General features: G+C 33.9%; 20 protein-coding genes. 5 read left to right on the forward strand and 15 right to left on the reverse strand.

The annotated features are described in order from the left end of the window. Positions 1–17 precede the first annotated feature (17 nt). Genes fmt through DKT72_RS03625 form a run of 3 tightly spaced genes read right to left on the reverse strand, consistent with a single transcriptional unit; the run spans position 18 to position 3,408 of the window. Positions 18–965, reverse strand: a complete 948-nt coding sequence (gene fmt, locus DKT72_RS03615) for a methionyl-tRNA formyltransferase (RefSeq protein WP_220628075.1) — start codon at positions 963–965, stop codon at positions 18–20. After that, positions 962–2,866, reverse strand: coding sequence for a RecQ family ATP-dependent DNA helicase (locus DKT72_RS03620; RefSeq protein ID WP_111307370.1), 1,905 nt, complete (start codon positions 2,864–2,866; stop codon positions 962–964). The genes fmt and DKT72_RS03620 overlap by 4 nt, the downstream gene beginning before the upstream one ends. Further along, positions 2,866–3,408 carry an AAA family ATPase gene (locus tag DKT72_RS03625; RefSeq protein WP_111307371.1) on the reverse strand — a complete coding sequence of 181 codons (543 nt, stop codon included), beginning with the start codon at positions 3,406–3,408 and terminating at the stop codon, positions 2,866–2,868. Before DKT72_RS03625 ends, DKT72_RS03620 begins: the two co-directional genes overlap by 1 nt. A gap of 134 nt (positions 3,409–3,542) precedes the next feature. On the opposite strand from DKT72_RS03625, the gene DKT72_RS03630 reads away from it, so the two are divergent. The 3 genes from DKT72_RS03630 (at position 3,543) to murA (ending at position 5,882) form a co-directional block, all read left to right on the forward strand. After that, positions 3,543–3,836, forward strand: coding sequence for a DUF493 domain-containing protein (locus tag DKT72_RS03630; RefSeq protein WP_111307372.1), 294 nt, complete (start codon positions 3,543–3,545; stop codon positions 3,834–3,836). Between the two features lie 66 nt (positions 3,837–3,902). Then, complete coding sequence (locus tag DKT72_RS03635; protein ID WP_111307373.1) at positions 3,903–4,562, forward strand: DUF4290 domain-containing protein; 660 nt, start codon at positions 3,903–3,905, stop codon at positions 4,560–4,562. Positions 4,563–4,571: 9 nt separating this feature from the next. Next, the gene (gene murA / locus DKT72_RS03640; RefSeq protein ID WP_111307374.1) at positions 4,572–5,882 is read left to right on the forward strand and encodes a UDP-N-acetylglucosamine 1-carboxyvinyltransferase; all 1,311 of its coding nucleotides are present in this window, start codon (positions 4,572–4,574) and stop codon (positions 5,880–5,882) included. Positions 5,883–6,275: 393 nt separating this feature from the next. On the opposite strand, the gene DKT72_RS03645 is transcribed toward murA, so the two are convergent. The 8 genes from DKT72_RS03645 to DKT72_RS03680 form a co-directional block, all read right to left on the reverse strand. Further along, entirely contained in the window at positions 6,276–7,178 is a 903-nt protein-coding gene (locus tag DKT72_RS03645) for a poly(ethylene terephthalate) hydrolase family protein (protein ID WP_111307375.1), read from the reverse strand. A gap of 152 nt (positions 7,179–7,330) precedes the next feature. Then, positions 7,331–7,657 carry a DUF202 domain-containing protein gene (locus DKT72_RS03650; RefSeq protein ID WP_111307607.1) on the reverse strand — a complete coding sequence of 109 codons (327 nt, stop codon included), beginning with the start codon at positions 7,655–7,657 and terminating at the stop codon, positions 7,331–7,333. Between the two features lie 12 nt (positions 7,658–7,669). After that, positions 7,670–9,433 (reverse strand): SLC13 family permease, encoded by a 1,764-nt coding sequence (locus DKT72_RS03655; RefSeq protein ID WP_111307376.1) that lies wholly within the window; start codon positions 9,431–9,433, stop codon positions 7,670–7,672. A 178-nt stretch (positions 9,434–9,611) separates the two neighbouring features. Next, positions 9,612–10,916: a cryptochrome/photolyase family protein gene (locus tag DKT72_RS03660; protein WP_111307377.1), complete on the reverse strand. Its 1,305-nt coding sequence runs from the start codon at positions 10,914–10,916 to the stop codon at positions 9,612–9,614. 3 nt (positions 10,917–10,919) lie between these two features. Next, the gene (locus DKT72_RS03665) at positions 10,920–11,381 is read right to left on the reverse strand and encodes an SRPBCC family protein (protein WP_111307378.1); all 462 of its coding nucleotides are present in this window, start codon (positions 11,379–11,381) and stop codon (positions 10,920–10,922) included. A 3-nt stretch (positions 11,382–11,384) separates the two neighbouring features. Next, positions 11,385–11,846, reverse strand: coding sequence for a TspO/MBR family protein (locus DKT72_RS03670; protein WP_111307379.1), 462 nt, complete (start codon positions 11,844–11,846; stop codon positions 11,385–11,387). Next, a complete protein-coding gene (locus tag DKT72_RS03675) occupies positions 11,843–12,382 on the reverse strand; it encodes a glutathione peroxidase (protein WP_111307380.1) in 540 nt (179 codons plus the stop codon). Before DKT72_RS03675 ends, DKT72_RS03670 begins: the two co-directional genes overlap by 4 nt. Before the next feature lie 184 nt (positions 12,383–12,566). Further along, positions 12,567–12,782 (reverse strand): hypothetical protein, encoded by a 216-nt coding sequence (locus tag DKT72_RS03680; RefSeq protein ID WP_111307381.1) that lies wholly within the window; start codon positions 12,780–12,782, stop codon positions 12,567–12,569. Between the two features lie 227 nt (positions 12,783–13,009). Here DKT72_RS03680 and DKT72_RS03685 point away from each other — a divergent pair, with 227 nt between their 5' ends. Beyond that, on the forward strand, positions 13,010–13,435 hold the full coding sequence (locus DKT72_RS03685; RefSeq protein WP_111307382.1) for an MgtC/SapB family protein: 426 nt from the start codon (positions 13,010–13,012) through the stop codon (positions 13,433–13,435). A gap of 17 nt (positions 13,436–13,452) precedes the next feature. Here the strand turns inward: DKT72_RS03685 and DKT72_RS03690 are convergent, their stop codons facing one another. Both DKT72_RS03690 and DKT72_RS03695 read right to left on the reverse strand, forming a co-directional pair. Next, the gene (locus DKT72_RS03690; protein WP_111307383.1) at positions 13,453–14,355 is read right to left on the reverse strand and encodes an alpha/beta hydrolase; all 903 of its coding nucleotides are present in this window, start codon (positions 14,353–14,355) and stop codon (positions 13,453–13,455) included. A gap of 513 nt (positions 14,356–14,868) precedes the next feature. Further along, a complete protein-coding gene (locus DKT72_RS03695; RefSeq protein WP_220628076.1) occupies positions 14,869–15,513 on the reverse strand; it encodes an MIP/aquaporin family protein in 645 nt (214 codons plus the stop codon). A 106-nt stretch (positions 15,514–15,619) separates the two neighbouring features. Between DKT72_RS03695 and DKT72_RS03700 the strand changes: the two genes are divergently transcribed. Next, entirely contained in the window at positions 15,620–16,471 is an 852-nt protein-coding gene (locus tag DKT72_RS03700; protein ID WP_111307385.1) for a DUF2911 domain-containing protein, read from the forward strand. Positions 16,472–16,550: 79 nt separating this feature from the next. Here DKT72_RS03700 and DKT72_RS03705 read toward each other — a convergent pair whose 3' ends face one another. Both DKT72_RS03705 and DKT72_RS03710 read right to left on the reverse strand, forming a co-directional pair. After that, entirely contained in the window at positions 16,551–17,543 is a 993-nt protein-coding gene (locus DKT72_RS03705; RefSeq protein ID WP_111307386.1) for a Gfo/Idh/MocA family protein, read from the reverse strand. Then, positions 17,521–19,233, reverse strand: coding sequence for a sodium:solute symporter family protein (locus tag DKT72_RS03710; RefSeq protein WP_111307387.1), 1,713 nt, complete (start codon positions 19,231–19,233; stop codon positions 17,521–17,523). Before DKT72_RS03710 ends, DKT72_RS03705 begins: the two co-directional genes overlap by 23 nt. Between the last annotated feature and the right edge of the window lie 41 nt (positions 19,234–19,274).

The following is a 19,274-nucleotide window of genomic DNA, read 5'->3' on the forward strand; positions in this document are numbered from 1 at the left end:
TCAATGAAAATGGGGGTTTAGCGCATGTTGGCATCTGCGTCAAATTTATAACCATTTAAAAGTGATTTAATATCCATAGTACGCTTTCCTGGCAGTTTTATATCTTTAATAATAATATATCCCTTAGTGACCGCCACTTTTAGTTCGTTTTTGGTTGAAACTATGCGACCTATCTCTTTGGAATGATAATCAACCTCCTTTTCGACTTTGTAAATTTTGACGTCTAATGAGTCACTGCCATTTATTAAGGTACACCAAGCAGCAGGATAAGGACTTAATCCGCGAATATGATTATATATGGTATCTAAGGAATCGTTCCAATTTATTTTGCAGTTGTCTTTATCTAGCTTATATGCTGTTTTAATATGGGTGTTGTCTTTCTGTGGGATGGTTTCTGGTTGCCCTTTTTCAATTAAGGCTACCGTTTTTAGAACCACTTCGCTACCCAGTTTCATAAGTTTATCATGCAAGCTACCTGCATTCTCTTCGGGATTTATAAGGATTTCCTCTTGGAGAATCATGTCGCCAGTATCTATTTTATCATCAATAAAAAAGGTAGAAACACCTGTTTTTGTTTCACCATTTATAATCGCCCAATTAATAGGCGCAGCTCCTCGGTAATTTGGCAATAAAGAAGCGTGTAAATTAAAGGTGCCATATTCTGGCATTTTCCATACGACTTCTGGCAACATTCTAAAAGCAACCACGATTTGTAGATTCGCCTCTAATGATTTGAGGTCTTCTAAAAAGGCATCATTTTTTAAATTAGTTGGTTGTAAAATAGTTAGGTTTTGAGAATTTGCATAGTGTTTTACGGCACTTTCATTTAATTTTTGTCCGCGACCAGCAGGTTTGTCTGGTGCCGTAATAACCCCCACGACATTATAATGGTTTTCGACCAATGCTTTTAATGTTGCCACCGCAAAATCGGGTGTTCCCATAAACACAATTCTTAAATTCCTCATAAATGACTCAGTTTATATGTATTTGTTTTAGTGATTGCAATCATGTCGTGTTCCAACATCATTTGCAAGGTGTTTTTAATATCTTTTTCTGAAAGGCCTAAACGTGTGCTTATGGCTCTAGATGAATAATCTCCCGTTTCTAATAATTCGATAATGCTATTTCTTATAGCGTTAGCATCTTTTGAGATATTTGTCTTTTTTGTACTGATACAAACCGAGCAAATGCCACAAGATTCTGTGTTTTTTTCTCCAAAATAGGCGAGGAGTTGCATGCTTTTGCAGACCGAATCATTTTCAACATAATCCAGCATGGCTTTTACTTGCCTTTGTTTTAATTCGTTTTGTTGTTCTATGATATAAGCGATCCTGTTGATGGTTTTATCATCTTCCCGTGGTTCAATAAAAGTGATTTGTGCGTCGGTCTTCGCCAAATTCAGTTTAATAATCTCGTCTTTTTCCAATTGTAGTAATGCCGAAATTAATTGAGGTTCGGTAACAGACGCTTTTTCAGCAATACTCAATGTGTTTATTTTAGTGTCATGATCAAAAATACCGCCATAAATACGAAGCATCGATTTTACAATAAGAGCTAGATTTTGATGTGTTTCTAAATAATTAAAAAGCACATGATTAGCGATGATAAACTGAACCGATATATTGTTTTTAAACTGCTTGGATAAACTAATGATGCTAGTTCTATCTAAGACCAACAACGAATTATAACACAAAACACTATTGAAATCATAAGTTTTACAAAAGGTATTAAAATCAAAATCAAAGGTAAGGTATTCACCTTCGCCATAGGAAATTTGAAAATAATTACACAGTTTTCTATACACCTGTTTTATAAAATCGACTGTTGGTAACACATTTAAAAACTGACTTTTAATCAGCACTTCGTCACCATTATTTTTTAAAATGACAGCAAAAGCTTTCTCACCATTTCTACCAGCTCTACCAGCTTCTTGAAAATAACTTTCCATACTTTCTGGTAAATTTAAATGAATCACTGTTTTGACGTCGGGTTTATCAATGCCCATACCAAAGGCGTTGGTCGCCACCATGACTTGTTTTTGGTTGTTTAACCACAAATTCATGTGTGTATCTTTTTCGGCATTAGAAAGTCCTCCATGATAATAGGTTGCCAAAATACCTTTAGATTCCAAAAAGGAACTTAGCTCCAATGTTAGTTTTCGATTTCTTACATAGATAATAGAAGCTGCTTTATATTTCTTTAAAATGGTTTCAATGCGATAGTATTTATCCTCTTCATGAAACACCATATAGGCCAAATTAGCCCTTGAAAAGGATTGCCTAAAAACTTTTGGGTTTATAAAATCAAGTTCTTTAATAATATCGTCAACCACTTCTGGTTTTGCGGAAGCCGTTAAAGCAATCATATTAGCGGTGGGCTGTAGTTGTCTTAACACTGCTATATTCTTATAGGCCGGTCTAAAATCGTTGCCCCATTGCGAAATACAATGCGCTTCATCAACAGCAATGAAGCTTACATTCATCTGTTTGATGCGTTCTTGCACCAATTCTTGTTGTAAACGTTCGGGCGAGAGGTATAAAAATTTATAATTTCCGTAAATGCAATTATCTAAAAGGGTGTCTAATTGGGCGTATGAAATTCCACTGGTCAAGGCCATCGCTTTAATCCCTTTATCTTGAAGCGTTTGTACTTGCTCTTTCATTAAAGCAATTAAAGGTGAAATAACAATACAAATGCCCTCTTTAATTAAGGCGGGTACTTGAAAACACAAGGATTTTCCGCCACCTGTAGGTAATAAAACAAAGGTGTCTTCGCCTTTCAAAACCGCATTAATAGCGTCTTCTTGAAAAGGTCTGAATTCTGTAAACTTCCAGTAGCGTTCTAATATGTTTACAGGATGCGTCACTAAAGAAGATTTAAAGTTTTTAAAATGTAATTGGTTCTATTTTCGACCGTTTCAAATGGCACATCCAGCAATTTGTAATCGTATTTTTGATACGTATTTAACAGATGTTCATGGATTTGCATAGCTTGTCCGAAATCTTCATAACGTTCATTGTCGCTGGTATAAATATCTTGCCAAGGTTTTAAAATAAACACATAATCATATTGACAATCCCGGCAAGCATCCATAAAGTGTTGCGGATAACCTTCTCCTTTAAAATCCATATAAGCCACCACGTCGGGAACACCTCTGTCAAAAAAAACAGGTTCGGTATTTAAAAGAGAAGCCTCTGTGTATTGTTGTTTTCGTCCCTCCAAAAGTTGTTCGCTAAATAATAAAGGATCGGTTAAAAACAATTGGTCTATGCCTTGTTTTTGGGCTTCCAATATAATATCCCTGGAAATTTCTTCAAGACAGGTAAAACCTCGTTGTATCAAGTCATTTATTATGGAAGATTTTCCAGTTCCAGGGCCGCCGGTAATCACAATTCTTTTCGTATTCAAATGGGAAAGATTTTAGCTGTAAAAATCGGAATTTAAATGAAGACTACCAATTTAGAGTTAAAATTATCTCAAATCTTATAGAGACCTTCATAAATTAAAATGAAACCGTATATTTGTACCATACAATCACATTTATGAGTACACCTCCAAATTCGGATGAGTTTTACGAAAAATTAAAAACGCAGTTACAGGAAACCACTACGTGGCCTTCTGAATATTTGTATAAATTCATAATAAAAACCGATGTGCATAAAATAGCTATTTTGGAAGCTATTTTTGATAATATGGGTGCCGTTATTAATACTACGGGTTCTAAAAATGGGAATTATACCAGTATTTCCATTAATCTTTTAATGAAAGATCCCGATGCTGTTATAGAAAAGTATCTCGAAGTTACAGAAAAAGTAGACGGTGTGATAAGCCTTTAATTTTTTTTTGTATTTTGCGCACGCATAACAACTACATGCAGAAACATTTAACTCTACACACTTATTTTGACAATAGACGATTTAGAATACAATACAGAGCGTGAACATCTAATTATTCCAGAATATGGTCGCCATATGCAGAAAATGATTAATTACGCTAAAACCCGTGATACACAAGAAGAACGAAATAAATTAGCAAAATCTATCATTGCTGTTATGGGAAATATGCAACCTCATTTGCGTGATGTACCAGATTTTCAGCATAAACTTTGGGATCAACTTTTTATTATGGCCAATTTTGAATTGGATGTGGATTGTCCCTACCCGAAACCATCCAGAGAATTGTTGGAAGAACGTCCTAATCCTTTAAAATATCCACAAAATTTCCCAAAATATCGTTTTTACGGAAACAATATTAAAACCATGATAGATGTGGCGAACACTTGGGAAGAAGGTGACCTCAAAGAAGCCTTGATTTTTACCATTGCTAACCATATGAAAAAGTGTTTTTTAAATTGGAATAAAGACACGGTGGAAGATGATGTTATTTATCAGCATTTATATGAGTTGTCTGATGGTAAGATTAACTTAAAAAATTCAGACGAAGATTTGTCCGATGCAACCAGTTTAATGCGTAGCAAAACTAAATTCTCCAATAACAATAATAAAAAGAACGGACACCAAAGAAAAAGTAATTCAAACAATCGCCCTAGAAAACGTTACTAACCAACACTTATGGGAACATTTAAAATTGAAGGAGGTCACCAATTAAAAGGAAGTATTCAGCCTCAAGGAGCAAAAAACGAAGCCTTACAAATATTATGTGCCGTACTTTTAACTCCAGATTTAGTGACCATTCACAACATTCCAGATATTGTAGATGTTAATAAACTTATAAGCTTACTAAAAAAGTTAGGCGTTAAAATTGAAAAAATAAGCAAAGGGACTTACACTTTTCAAGCGGATGATGTTAACTTAAAATTTTTAGAATCCGAGGAATTTAAAGTAGATGGTCGTGGGTTGCGGGGTTCCATCATGATTGTGGGGCCTATGTTAGCGCGTTTTGGGAAAGGATACATTCCTAAACCAGGAGGTGATAAAATCGGTCGCCGCCGTTTAGATACGCATTTTGAAGGTCTTATTAATTTAGGTGCTAAGTTTAGATATAATAAAGAAGATCAATTTTACGGTGTTGAAGCCGATAAATTGAAAGGTGCCTACATGCTTCTGGAAGAAGCTTCGGTAACAGGAACCGCCAATATTGTCATGGCTGCTGTATTAGCTGAAGGCAGAACAACCATTTATAATGCGGCTTGCGAGCCTTATTTACAGCAATTATGCAAAATGCTTAATCGCATGGGTGCACAAATTAGCGGTGTAGGTTCTAATATGTTGATTATAGATGGTGTTGAAAAATTAAGTGGTACGCATCACACCATGTTGCCAGATATGATTGAAATTGGTAGCTGGATAGGTTTGGCGGCTATGACCAAAAGTGAATTGACCATTACCAATGTGTCTTGGGACGATTTAGGCATTATCCCAACCGTGTTTAGAAAATTAGGCATTACTGTTGAAAGGCGAGGGGATGATATTCACATTCCAGCGCATAACGATGGTTACGAGATACAAAGTTTTATAGATGGATCTATTTTAACCATTGCTGATGCGCCTTGGCCAGGTTTTACACCCGATTTATTAAGTATTATTTTGGTAGTAGCGACACAAGCTAGAGGTAGTGTGCTCATTCATCAAAAAATGTTTGAAAGCCGTTTATTCTTTGTGGATAAATTGATAGATATGGGAGCCAAAATTATTTTGTGCGACCCACACAGAGCGACGGTTATTGGACATGATTTTAAATCCACTTTAAAAGCGATGACCATGACCTCACCAGATATTCGTGCAGGGGTATCGTTATTAATTGCTGCCTTATCTGCAAAAGGCACATCGACCATACAAAACATCGAGCAAATAGATAGAGGTTACGAGAACATAGATGAACGTTTACGTGCTATTGGTGCTCATATTGAGCGGGTGGAGTAAGGTTTTTGTCATTCCTGCGTAGGCAGGAATTCACTTGAAAAATGACGTTATTAATAAGATACTAGTACTAACAAGTATAAAAATAACTGTTTTAAAAATCTTTTGCATTGTTTGAAAATCCAGCAGTTAGAATTCCCAGAAACCTACTCCAAGTTGAGACCCTAAGCCAGAAAAATGCCTTAAATTATAATCAGTTTGAATGATCTCATTTCACCCTAAAGAGCTAAATTTTAATAGACTATAGTAGGTAGAATTGCTATTTATCGATACACTTTTCTTATACTTCGAAAACTACTCGAAGTGACAAATAACAAAAAAAATCGAGACACTTTTTGGTTATAAGTATCTCGATATAAGGTGTGTCACTTCATATGAATACGAAGTGCTATAGTATTAAGGCATTTGTTTTTTTTCAAATCTCCAAATATCCATTTTTGACATTCCTGGAGGATTTCCAGTAAACATTTTCCCAGCGTCTTTATCACCTTTTAATTGCAATTGGTACCAAGCCGTAGCTACTTTGGCAAATTCACCACCATGTGGTTTGCTATAAGTGCCACCATGACCAACATCCATATTAGCCACAAATACAGGGACATGGTTAATACGTTTATAATCGTCCATACCATTATTATAAGCAATATCTGTTTCGCCACCTAAAACATAAAGCGTAGGGGTGTGAAGCTTTAAAAGATGGTCTTTTCCTAAATTTGGCATCCCACCCATGCCGGCACCTGGATCACCCAAAATACCACTATTATAAATAACAGCGGTGGTAACGCGTGGGTCTGGAGCCACTTCTAAAGTTTGTAAACCACCGCAAGACATGCCACTTACTGCGATTTTTGTGATGTCGATTTTATTGTAATAGGGACTATTTTTATCACTGTTTTGAGCAATAGCCCAATCGATCGCATCGGTCATCATAGACGATTTAGACGACCCTCTGCCTTGTTCGCCTTCTTGTGGCATCGGTCCAATAGCAATCACTAAAAAGCCATACGAGGCTACTTCTGATAAAAAATTAATATGTTCCCAAGGAGAGTTGGCGCAAGCACCATTTCCCCAAGCAATAATGGGTAATTTGTTGGTTTTTCCAATAGTACTCAAGTCTTTGGGTCTAAATACCGTATGGGTTGGTAAGCTGCTTTCTGAAATCATTAAAGCCTTGTATGGCCCAGTGCCGCCATCTTCCACTGTTCTTGAAGTGGGTTTTGCTTCTTGTGTATGTAATGGGTTTAAAAAACGGAGTGTTGTTGCCATTAAAAGCACAAAGCACAAATTCATTTTTTTCATAATAATTTAAATTTAGTTTAATTGGTAAATAGCTAAAGTATGTTTTTAAATAGAAACTATAACATATCAGGTCTTTATAATTTTAATAATGAATTGGGTACTGCTTTTCAATACAAATGGCTCCTAACCAATCAATCAAAATCACTCAGAGCTTAAACACTTTTTTCCTTAAAAGCTTCAATTTGTTTATAGTAAGTTTTTAATTGTTTGTTTAATTTTTGAAATCTGTAAACGCCTATAATAATGATGATGACTGTTAAGGTTAATGATACATAGCCTAAAAATTTAATCCTCTCGAATCCTTCTAATTGAATGATAGCAATGCCACCAAGTAGTAAATAAAGAGATGACCTAATATAGGAAAGTAAGGTTCTTTCATTAGCAAGTTTAGTTCTCTCCATGGCTAAATAATCACGAAGAATTATTTCGTCTTGAATTTGAAATCTATTTGAAAAATTGAAAATGTTTTTAAGATCCATAATATTGACCATTTAAAAAGGAAAAAACAGCGGTATGATAAAAGATGCTGCTATCCATATAATTAAATTTAAAGGAGTTCCTACCTTTAAAAAATCACTAAATTTATAATTGCCAGGGGCGTATACCATAGTGTTTGTAGGGTAACTCATAGGCGTCATAAACGTTAGGGAACAAGCAAACATGACACCTATAAGAAACGGTTTTTCACTTATCTGCATGGCTGCTGCTAAACTAATAACAATGGGAACCATTAAAGCTGCTGTAGCCTTGCTTGAAAGTATGTTTGTTGAAATAAATGTAATCAAAAATATTAAACTTAAAGTAATACGAGGGTCTAAATGCCCCATATTATTAAAAACAAACTCGGATATAATCTCAGAGCCACCGGTTTTTTCTAAAGCTGTTCCCATGGAAAGTACTCCAGCCATCATGAAAATAACTTTCCACTCAATAGCGTCATAGGCTTCTTTCGGTTTGAGGATAGATGTGGTTACCAGAAGTAAAGCACCTACCATACTACTTATTAAAATACTGGTTAAGTTAAATGCAGCTGCAGTTACCACCCCAATCGCTATAATTAAAGCGGGGATGGCTTTTTTATAATTTACTTTAGATTCCATGTATTCTGAAAGTAAAATGACAATTTCATATCGCAAAAGTTGTTCCAATTCTTCTTTGGTGCCATAAATTAAAAGCATATCACCTGCTTTAATAATAACATCTGAAATATTTTCCTGAATCACTTCGTTTCTATGGCGTATGGCCAGAACAGAGCAATTATAAAGATTTCGAAATTGCATTTTTCTAAGGGAAGTACCAGCTAATATGGAACCAACAGGTACCATGGTTTCGTAAAGTATTTTACCTGTGTTCTCTTCGTTTTCTTTATCTTTTTTACCAACGATCTTAAAATACTCTTTCGATTTTAATTCACTTAACTTACTCGGACTTATAATGATTTTTATTTGGTCACCTTCTTTTAAAATGGATTCTCTGTCAAAAACAGTGAGATTACTTCCATTACGATAAATCGCCATTATAGTTACGTTTAGCTCATTGGATAAATAGGATTTGTAAATAGGCTTATCAATGTCTTTATTACCTTTTTCAATACGAATTTCGGCAGTATATTTTTCCACACTGGCAAATTTGTTAGCCTCATTGGTTTTTGTTTTAGGAAGAATAAAAGGCGCTATTATAAACAGGTATAGCATGCCTATACCCAATAAACACAAGGCGGGTAATGAAAATTCAAACATCCCAAAAGGTTCCAGTCCGCTTTTTGCAGCAATACTGCTTACCAATATGTTTGTAGAAGTCCCGATAAGTGTACAAGTGCCTCCAAAAAGAGCCGCAAACGAAATAGGAATAAGCAATTTTGAAGGAGCAATACCAGTATCTCTGCATACAGATAATGCGAGAGGAATTAATATGGCAACAATAGCAGAATCATTTACAAAAGCGGAGAATGTTGCCGAAATAAGACAAAAAGCAATTAAAGCAATGACATAATGGATTTTAGCAATTTTTACAATTTTGGCACTAAGACCATCTATTAATCCGGATTTAAAAACAGCGGCACTCACCACAAACATACAGCCTAAGGTAAGTGTAGCTGGATGATTAAATCCTGAAAAACCTTCTTCAGGATTCAACACTCCAGAAACTATGAACAATGTCATTATGAGGATGGAAGTCGTGTCAATACTAAAATAGTCTCGAATAAATAAAAATATTCCGATGACAATAATGCCTACTGTTATGTATAAATCCATAGATGTTAACTCAAATAATATAATATGTAATCTAAAATAGAATAAAAGCTAATTATTACATAACTAATTATGATTTTAACTTTTAAAAAAAATGATTTTTGTGAATTTGATATTATTTTAAATTGTAACTAACATAAAATCAGTATGTTATATTTTAACGGGATGAGGTGTTTGTTAATTAAGCTAAGGCTTCTTTGTAGACTTTAAGACAACGCTCTCTAGCAAAAGCATGGTCTACTATAGGTTGTGGATAGGTGAGTTCTTGAAAGTTGGGTACCCAAGTATGGATGTATTTTAAATCTGTATCGAACTTTTCTATTTGTGTCGTTGGATTAAAAATTCTGAAATACGGAGCAGCATCTACGCCACAACCGGCAACCCATTGCCAATTGCCCACATTGCTAGCCATATCATAATCATGTAATTTTTCAGCGAAATAGGCTTCGCCCCAACGCCAGTCTATCAATAAATGTTTGCACAAAAAACTAGCAACTAACATACGTACTCGGTTATGCATGAATCCAGTCTGGTTCAGTTGCCGCATTCCGGCATCCACCAAGGGATACCCCGTTTTACCATCGCACCATGCTTTAAATTCTGTTTCGTTATTACGCCAAACAATGCGGTCGTATTGCGGTTTAAAACTTTGTGTTGCCGTTTGTGGGAAATGCCAAAGAATCTGCATGAAAAATTCGCGCCAAATAAGTTCTTGCCAAAAGATTTCATTTTTTTCTGAAACAGCTTTTTGAATTATCTTTCGAATGCTCACCGTTCCGAATCGTAAATGTGCTCCTAGTTTGGAAGTGGAATCTTGTGCAGGGAAATTTCTGGTGGCTTCGTAATGTTGAATTAAACTTGGGGGTACTTTATAAGCTGCGATGGTTTGTGAGGCTGTTTTAAAGCCCATTTTGTTTAAGGAAACATTGGGCAATTCGGTATTCTTAAGTAAGTTTTTTGAATATTCTAAAGGATTGTAATGCTCTAATGTAATGGTTTTAAAAGTAGATTTCCATAATTTCATGTATGGTGTATATACCACATACGGACTCCCATCACTTTTTACAATCTCACTTTTTTCAAAAATAACTTGGTCTTTAAAGCTTTTAAAAGCGATGTTGTGTTTTTCTAATAAGTATTTAATATCCGCATCACGCTTAATGGCGTACGGTTCGTAATCATGATTGGTATAAACCGCTTTAATGTTATAATCAGCTATTAATTGCTTGTAAACATCAATAGGATTCCCATGATACATAGCAAGATTACTTTCATATTTATTTTTAAGAGTGTCTCGCATGTTCTGAAGGGTTTCAAAAATAAACCTAACACGTGCATCATCTTCTGGTAGTACCTCAAGAATGTGTTTATCAAAAATAAAAATAGGGAGTACGTTTTCTTGGTGTTTTAAAGCTTCATAAAAACCTTTGTTATCATCTAGACGTAAATCACGCCTAAACCAAAAAATGCTGATAGGTGCTTTCATAATTTAAAATTTACCAAACAGTTCTTCTAGTTTAATGGTTCGGTAATTAAAAATTTCTTCTAATTTGGGTTTCACTAAAATAGGATGGACGAGTTGCCCTAAAATTCCAAAAGGCACTTTATAATCGATAAGGTCTTCCATTTCAATACCACCATCAATCTCTTTAATAAAATGTTTGTGATGCCACAAGGCATAAGGTCCAAAACGTTGTTCGTCAACGAAATAGTCGTCATTAACAACATGAGTGATTTCTGTGACCCATTTGGTTTTAATGCCCCAAATAGGCGTCACAATATATTGAATAATTTGCCCCGCAAACATGGGTCTGTCTGCCCCAGATAAAATATCAAAACCCATATAATCTGGTGTTATGGTTTTTAGATTTTTTGGATCTGATAGAAAGGCCCAAGCCTGCGCTCTTGAAATGGGTAACTTCTGTTTTTTATGAAGCGTATAGACTTTCATTAATTAATTATTAAAAAGAATATAGGCGTTAAGAGACGTCGCAATGCACAGCCAAATAAAATAGGGAAGTATTAAAATGCTTATTAACTTTAATGTATGTATGTAAGTGAATAAAAAGAGGGCAATTACTATGGTGAGTAATACAATAACCAAAAGTCCGAAACTTATTAAATGTTGATTAAAGAATATAAAATTCCAAGATACATTAAGTACAAACTGAATGGTGAACAATGTTTTTACTTTACTGGTTGGTAATGCCGTATACAAATAAGCCATATATACCGAAAAACAAACCATTATAAACGACCAAGCAGTCCCGAAAACCCAGTTTGGTGGTGTCCAAGGTGCTTGGTTTAAATTGGTGTACCAGGTTGTTAAAGGCCCATTGTTCATCAACAAAATGCCTAGTCCTAAAGCACTAAAATTGATGATTAAAAATACAGATAAGGGTTTTAGAATTTTCACAATAGGTTTTTAGTTATTTTAGCATCCATAGGAGTTACGGCAGATAAATAATAATCTACTAAATTACCTTTACCATCCACTAAATATTTTTGAAAATTCCATTTCACTTCAGAATCGACTTTACCATTTTTAGATGCTTTTGTTAACCATTGGTATAATGGATGTTGATTGTCGCCTTTGACATCTAATTTTTCGGTCATTAAAAAAGTAACGCCATAATTAGCTGTACAAAATTCTTTTATGTCTTTAGCCGTTCCTGGCTCTTGATTCGCAAATTGATTAGAAGGGGCACCAATTACCATAAGATCGCTTTTGTATTTATTATATAGCTCTTGCAATTGGGCATATTGCGGTGTAAAACCACATTTAGAAGCTACATTAACGAACAAAATGTGTTTCCCTTTAAAAGCAGCTAGGTCGATAGGACTTCCATCTAAAGCTGTTAATTTAATATCATAAATAGATTGTGATTTTGATTGGGCCATAGATTTTGTGGAGACCAATAGAATTAAACTTAATAAGAGTATTTTTTTCATAGGATTAGATTTTAAATGATAACAGTCCACAATCTATTTGTAACACGTTACCAGAGATAGATGCAGCCTTTTCTCATAGTAAAAATACTGCCATTTATGTAACTTTATTAGAATTTAAGATTTTTTTAAGAGGAAGGCATTCTATAATCTCTTCAACCATTTTATGATTCTTTGATTTATTTGTTTATGGACGTCCTTTCAGACGCTTTTCAATTTTTTGTTTTATAGCTGTAAGGCGTTTCATGAGATCCATTAATTTTGGATCTTTTTCGGTTTTATAAACTGAATTCAAATCTAAAATAAGTTCTTTTACTTCTCTTGATGCTTCTATACGCTCACTAGTTGTTTTAAATACTTGCTTGCGTTGTTCAAATTCTAGTGCTTTACTAACAATTTCCATATGCTCTTGTCTAAAATATTATTTATTTTGATATAAAAATGGCATTTTGCCACAATGTAACAATATAATAAATTACACGATATTTTCTTTGTTTTTATGGATATATTAAGTAAATATTAGCATTTGTATAAGTTTAATTCCTTTTTTAAGTCGGAAAATATATTGTGTAAAATTGTGGGTATTTGATGCTGATTATTAATTTTAATATTTTTAAATAAAAAGGCAAGATGTGTTTAAAGGATTTTATAGTTCGTTTAGGAATTGCTTTAGCAGCAGGTTTAATTATAGGTTTTGAACGTCAATGGCATCACAAATCGGCAGGTTTAAAAACAAATATGTTGGTGTCTACGGGGAGTGCCATATTTGTTTTGCTTTCTATTAAAATGGCCGTAGCTGAACCAACTATTGATGTCACCAGAATTATAGCTCAGGTAGTAACTGGAGTAGGTTTTTTAGGAGCAGGCGTTATTTTTAGAGAAGGGACTAGTGTACACGGATTAACTACGGCAGCTACCATTTGGTGTAGTGCCGCTATTGGTTGTATGGCCGCAACGGGTTATCTTATAGAGACTTTAATATGTACTGTTTTAGTGGTTTTTGTAAATTCTTTTTTAGAACCTTTGGATACTTGGTTAAAAAATAGAAAACAATAAAAACCCTTTAATTTGTATTACTGAGTAATTTTAGCTTGGTAGAATTTTTTCTCGAATACGATATCTTTAACAAAAACAAAGGCTTCCTTAATATCATCATTAGGAATGTCGAAATCGTTATGTTCCTGTTTTAGATAACTGTAAAGTATAAAGCTAGAATTGAGACTTTCTAATTTTTCGGCGATTCGTTTTGAGCCATCAATAATTAAAAAACCTTTACTTTTTAAATCGCAATTATGGTGCGCCCCTTTTCCATAAGGGACAACTTTATCATTAACACCGTGATAAAAGACACTTGGTACTGTGTTTTTATTTATTAAATCGGCATTTAATATAGCTCCAGAAACAGCGATAACAGCAGCAGGTTTAATATCGGCATATCTATCTGAATTTTTAATGACCAATTCTCTATTGTACACGACATTTAAAGCTGTTTCGGCACCAGCACTTACCCCTAATAGAACAATTTTTGAATCATCAATTCTAAAATTGTCTTTATAATTAACCAAATATTGTAAGGCACTTAGTAAATCGTCAGCCGCATTCTGGTATATTTTTATTTTTTTGTTAGCAGATAAATTACAGCCAAAATAATCGCCTTTACCTAATAGTCTGTAGTCAATAGAAGTAACTACATATCCTTTTTTTGACACATTTTCAGCTAAATTAATTAAAGATAGGTCGTTTCTTTTTCCAGAATTGAAACCGCCACCATGTACAATAACAAATAGCGCCCTTTTTTCGACTAATGAATCGTTTTCAGGTTCGTAAACATCCAATTTCAATGTATCTTTTCCTTTAACTGAATAATTGTAAGTTTTACTTGTAACGGTCTCGAATATAGGATCAATATATCTTGTTTGCGATAGAGCAATAAAAGAAAAAAATAACAATATAAATGTTGCTACCTTGTTGTTCATATTATGATATAGATTGAATAATTATAAGAATGAAAATAATCGCCAAAGTAAGTGTTAAAAAAGGAACTATGAAAGCATTTGTTAACAGTATTTTAAAGAAATAAATTTTTGAAAATGAAAAGGTTTCAAGGAAAGTATTAGAAAGTCTATTTTAAATTTGATAAAATAAATTATCCGGATTTTGATGCAAAGGGATATTTTGTCTATATCAGAATTAAATCAATACAGACAAAATTATATTGCGAGTTATTTGGTTAGGGAAGTAGGGAATGAGATGATTTGCAAAAAGATGTTTTGAAATCCTTTAATCAAGATGCCTTATCGACAAAAATATTCACTTTTTGACCAATGGTTAGTAGATAATATTACTGCTTTTGACAGCAGTTGAAAATAGGTGAATTAAAAATCGGAAGCGAAAATTAGAATATGGTATGAAAAGGATAGTTGCTTAATATTCAAAAGTCCAAATTGAAATGATGGAAGGTATTATGAAACAATTAAAAAAAACAAGACCTAATTTTTTAATAATCTATAACTATAAACACCCAGAATGGCACCTACAGTAGGAGTTATAATATAAAGCCATAAATATTGGAAATGCCAGGTAAAAAGGGCAGGAGCTATAGAACGAATGGGGTTCATAGAGGCTTTAGTCATGGGGCCAGCAAACATAGCTTCTAATAAAATAACACCGCCAACCGCAAAGGCTGCCAATACTCCTATTTCTTTGCTGCCAGAAGATACGTTTAGAATCACTAACATTAAAAAAAAAGTCATGATGCATTCTAAAATAGCGGCTTTGTATGATTCAAAACCTATAGCAGGTGTGGTTTCACCTAAAAACTGACTTTCAGGAAATAAAAACCAAAGCATAAAACTAGCGAAAATGGCACCTATGGCTTGAGCTAACATGTATTTTGGGACTTCTTTCCAATCAAATTTTTTTGCGAAAGCAAATCCAATGGTGACCGCAGGATTAAAATGGGCTCCAGAAATTTCACCAAAAGCAAGAATCATAGACATCACAATTAGTCCCCAAGTAATAGCAATACCAACATGAGATACGCCGCCATTGGTTATTTCATTGATAGTCATTGCACCACAGCCACAAAACACCATAGCAAAGGTGCCTATTATTTCAGCGTAATATTTTTTCATTTCAGGAATTTGGGTAAATATACAATACCTTAATTTAAGGTTTTGTTAACAAATTAGAATTTAAGAATGTTTAATTTTAAAACCATTAAAAATCTAAAAAAAAACGATGAAAAAACTATTAGTATTATTGCTAACCATGACTACGGTGTATATGGTTAATGCACAAATTGTAACACCACAACCAAGCCCGCACTCTAAAATTGAACAAAAAGTTGGATTAACAGATGTGACTTTGGAGTACAGTAGACCAAGTATGAAAGGAAGAACCATTTTTGGTGATTTAGTACCTTATGGTCAAGTTTGGCGTTTAGGAGCCAATGAGAATACAAAGATTACTTTTAGTACCGATGTAACCATTGGTGGTACTAAACTAAAATCAGGATCTTATGCGGTTTATGCCATACCAAATGCTAAAGCTTGGGATATTATATTTTATACAGATACAACAAATTGGGGGAATCCATCTAAATGGGACGATTCAAAAGTTGCTGCAAAAGTAACTTCAGAAATATATCCAATGCCTATGGATGTTGAAACGTTTACTATGACATTTGATGATTTAACTAGTGGAAGTGCTACTTTGGGTATACTTTGGGAAAAAGTCTATGTTGGTGTTAAAATTGAAGTGCCAACAGATGATATGGTGTTAGCTAGTATCAATGATGTTATGAATGCGACACCTACTGCTAATGATTATTATAATGCAGCGGTTTATTATTTACAAGAAAATAAAGATATTGAACAAGCTAAAACTTGGATGGATAAAGCTATAAACATGGCTGGTGATAAAGTGCCATATTATCAGTTGAGACAACAATCTTTAATTTATGCTAAAGCAGGCGATAAAAAAGGAGCTATAGCTATTGCTAAAAAATCGTTAGCTGCTGCTGAAACTGCTGGTAATGGTGATTATGTAAAAATGAATAAAGACTCTTTAAAAGAGTGGGGAGCCATGTAATTTAGATTTTTAAAATTTTTAGAGTTGTTCATATAAATTAAAAAGCCTAACAGACTTATTTTGTTAGGCTTTTTAATTCTTAATAATTTAGGCCAATGATTTCCCTAACATCATCAAGTAGTTTGATAAGGTTTCTACTGAAATCAAAAGTCATAATATCGCTTTCTTTTTTCCCTTCTTGAAGCAATTTATTGAAATGAATGGTTTCGTATTTATAACCGAAAATATGGTTATCATATCCGAAATCAATGGTTTCTTCTCTGCCATCTGAAATTAAAGTCACCGTACTCGGGCAATGAAATTCTCTATTAATTTTGATGGTCCCTTTTTCGCAATAAAAAATAGCTTCGGTTGGTAATATTTCTTTTAGGGAACTTTTTAAATAAGCTTTTACAAGGTTGTTGTAATCGAAAGTCATATCGCAAGAAGCATCTGTTCCATTTTCAAAAAAAGTAGCATTGGCATCTATATGATTAGGCATGCCTAATGTTGATAAACTCACAAAAATAGGGTAGATGCCAATATCTAAGAGACTGCCACCTCCAACGTCTTTATTAAAAAGTCTTTCATTTGTGTTATAAGGTCTTTTAAAACCAAAATCACTTTCAATTTTTAAAATATGACCAAAGGTTTTATTTTTTAAAGCTGTTAAGGCGTATTGATAGTGAGGCAAGAAATAGGTCCAAAGGGCTTCCATTAAAAGTACATTTTTCTCTTTTGCTTTTGCGATCATGATGTCAACATCTTGCGCATTCATCGCAAAAGGTTTTTCACCTAAAACAGCGATGCCATTTTCTAAACACATCAGGGCATTTTCTTTATGTAAGGCATGAGGTGTTGCTATATAAACGGCATCAATATCAGGGTCGTTTGCCAAATCTTCATAAGATGCATAGGCTTTAGATGCCCCGTATTTTTCAGCAAATTCATCTGCTTTTTCTTGTGTTCTTGAAGCTACAGCATATAGTTCGGCATCTTGAATGGTTAAAAGGTCGTTAGCAAATTTATTTGCAATACCTCCTAAGCCAATAATGCCCCATTTAATTTTTTTAAGTTGTGATTGTTCTGTCATTTTTATGAGTTAGTTGTAATATCATTGCAATAGTAATAACTATAGCACATCCCACAAAATTTAACCACAAAAAAGGAAGATTAATAAATTCGTATAAATCTAAAAAATAAAGTGAAATGACTATGATTTGCGTGATTAATGCCGCTATAAATACGGCTTTTCCTTTTACAAATTTAAAGAAAAATGCCAATAAAAAGATGCCTAACACATTGCCATAAAATATGGAGCCAATAATGTTAACTAACTGTATTAAATTTTCGGCAAGATTGGCAATACAAGCAACGCAAATAGCTAAAATGCCCCAAGCAAATGTAAACCACTTAGAGGCTTTTACCATCTCTTCCTCGGTTTTTTCGCCTGTGTTTCGCTTGTATAAATCCATGGTGGTAGTAGAGCCCAAAGCATTTAATTCGCTAGAGGTGCTAGACATGGCTGCACTCAAAATAACGGCTAGTAAAAGCCCAATAAGTCCCCTAGGTAAATTATTTAAAATGAAATAAATGAATACATAATCAACATCATTATTTTCTATTTTAATATTTTGTTTTTCAGCCGCTTTGGCAATCAATGACTTCGCTTTTTTTCGAACATCATCATTCGCATTATTTGTTGATGCAATATATTTTTCAGAATCAGGATTTTCAGAATTTATATAAGAGGTTATATGCTTTTGTTTATTATTGAAAATGACGTCACTTTCTTGCTGAAGCGATTTATAATCGTTAGCAAACTCAGAATGTAATACAAATTCCGTGGCATTGGGATTAAAATTGATAGGTGCTTGATTGAACTGATAAAATACAAATACCATGATACCGACCAAAAGAATAAAAAATTGCATCGGGACTTTTAGCAGACCATTAAATAGGAGGCCCAATTGCATTTCTTTAACAGATTTTCCAGATAAATAACGTTGCACTTGACTTTGGTCCGTTCCAAAATACGATAACATTAAAAATGTACCACCAATAATACCACTCCAAAAAGTATAACGGTTATTAAAATCAAATGAAAAATCTAAAATATTCATTTTTCCACTGGCACTGGCAATTTCCAGTGCTTTGTTAAATGTAATATCTTGCGGCAATTTGCTGATTATGATAAAGAAAGCAACCAACATTCCTGAAAAGATGATGACCATTTGATGCTTTTGAGTCACGTTAACAGCTTTAGTACCACCGGAAACCGTATAGATTATAACCAAAATTCCAATGATGATATTAAGAAGCATGAGATTCCAACCTAGTACAACGGACAAAATAATGGCCGGAGCAAAAATGGTAATCCCTGCAGCCAATCCACGTTGAATTAAAAACAAAATAGCAGTCAGCGTTCTGGTTTTTAAATCGAATCTATTTTCTAAAAACTCGTAAGCTGTATAAACATTTAAGCGGTGATATAAAGGAATAAAAACCATGCAAATAACAATCATGGCTATGGGTAATCCAAAATAGAATTGCACAAACCCCATCCCGTCATTAAAAGCTTGACCTGGGGTAGAAAGAAATGTAATAGCACTGGCTTGTGTCGCCATGACTGATAAACCAATGGTCCACCATTTAGACGTTTTCCCGCCTTTTAAATAATCTTGTACATTTTTGCTTCCCCGTGTTTGCCAGGTACCGTAAGCCACAATACCCAATAAGGTGACTAATAAAACAATCCAATCTATCCAGTAGAGTTTTTGCATTGTTTTAAATGGATTTTGTTAAAAAATAAAATAAGATGATA

Origin of the sequence: Confluentibacter sediminis, assembly GCF_003258355.1 — a bacterium.
GTDB classification, from domain to species: domain Bacteria; phylum Bacteroidota; class Bacteroidia; order Flavobacteriales; family Flavobacteriaceae; genus Confluentibacter; species Confluentibacter sediminis.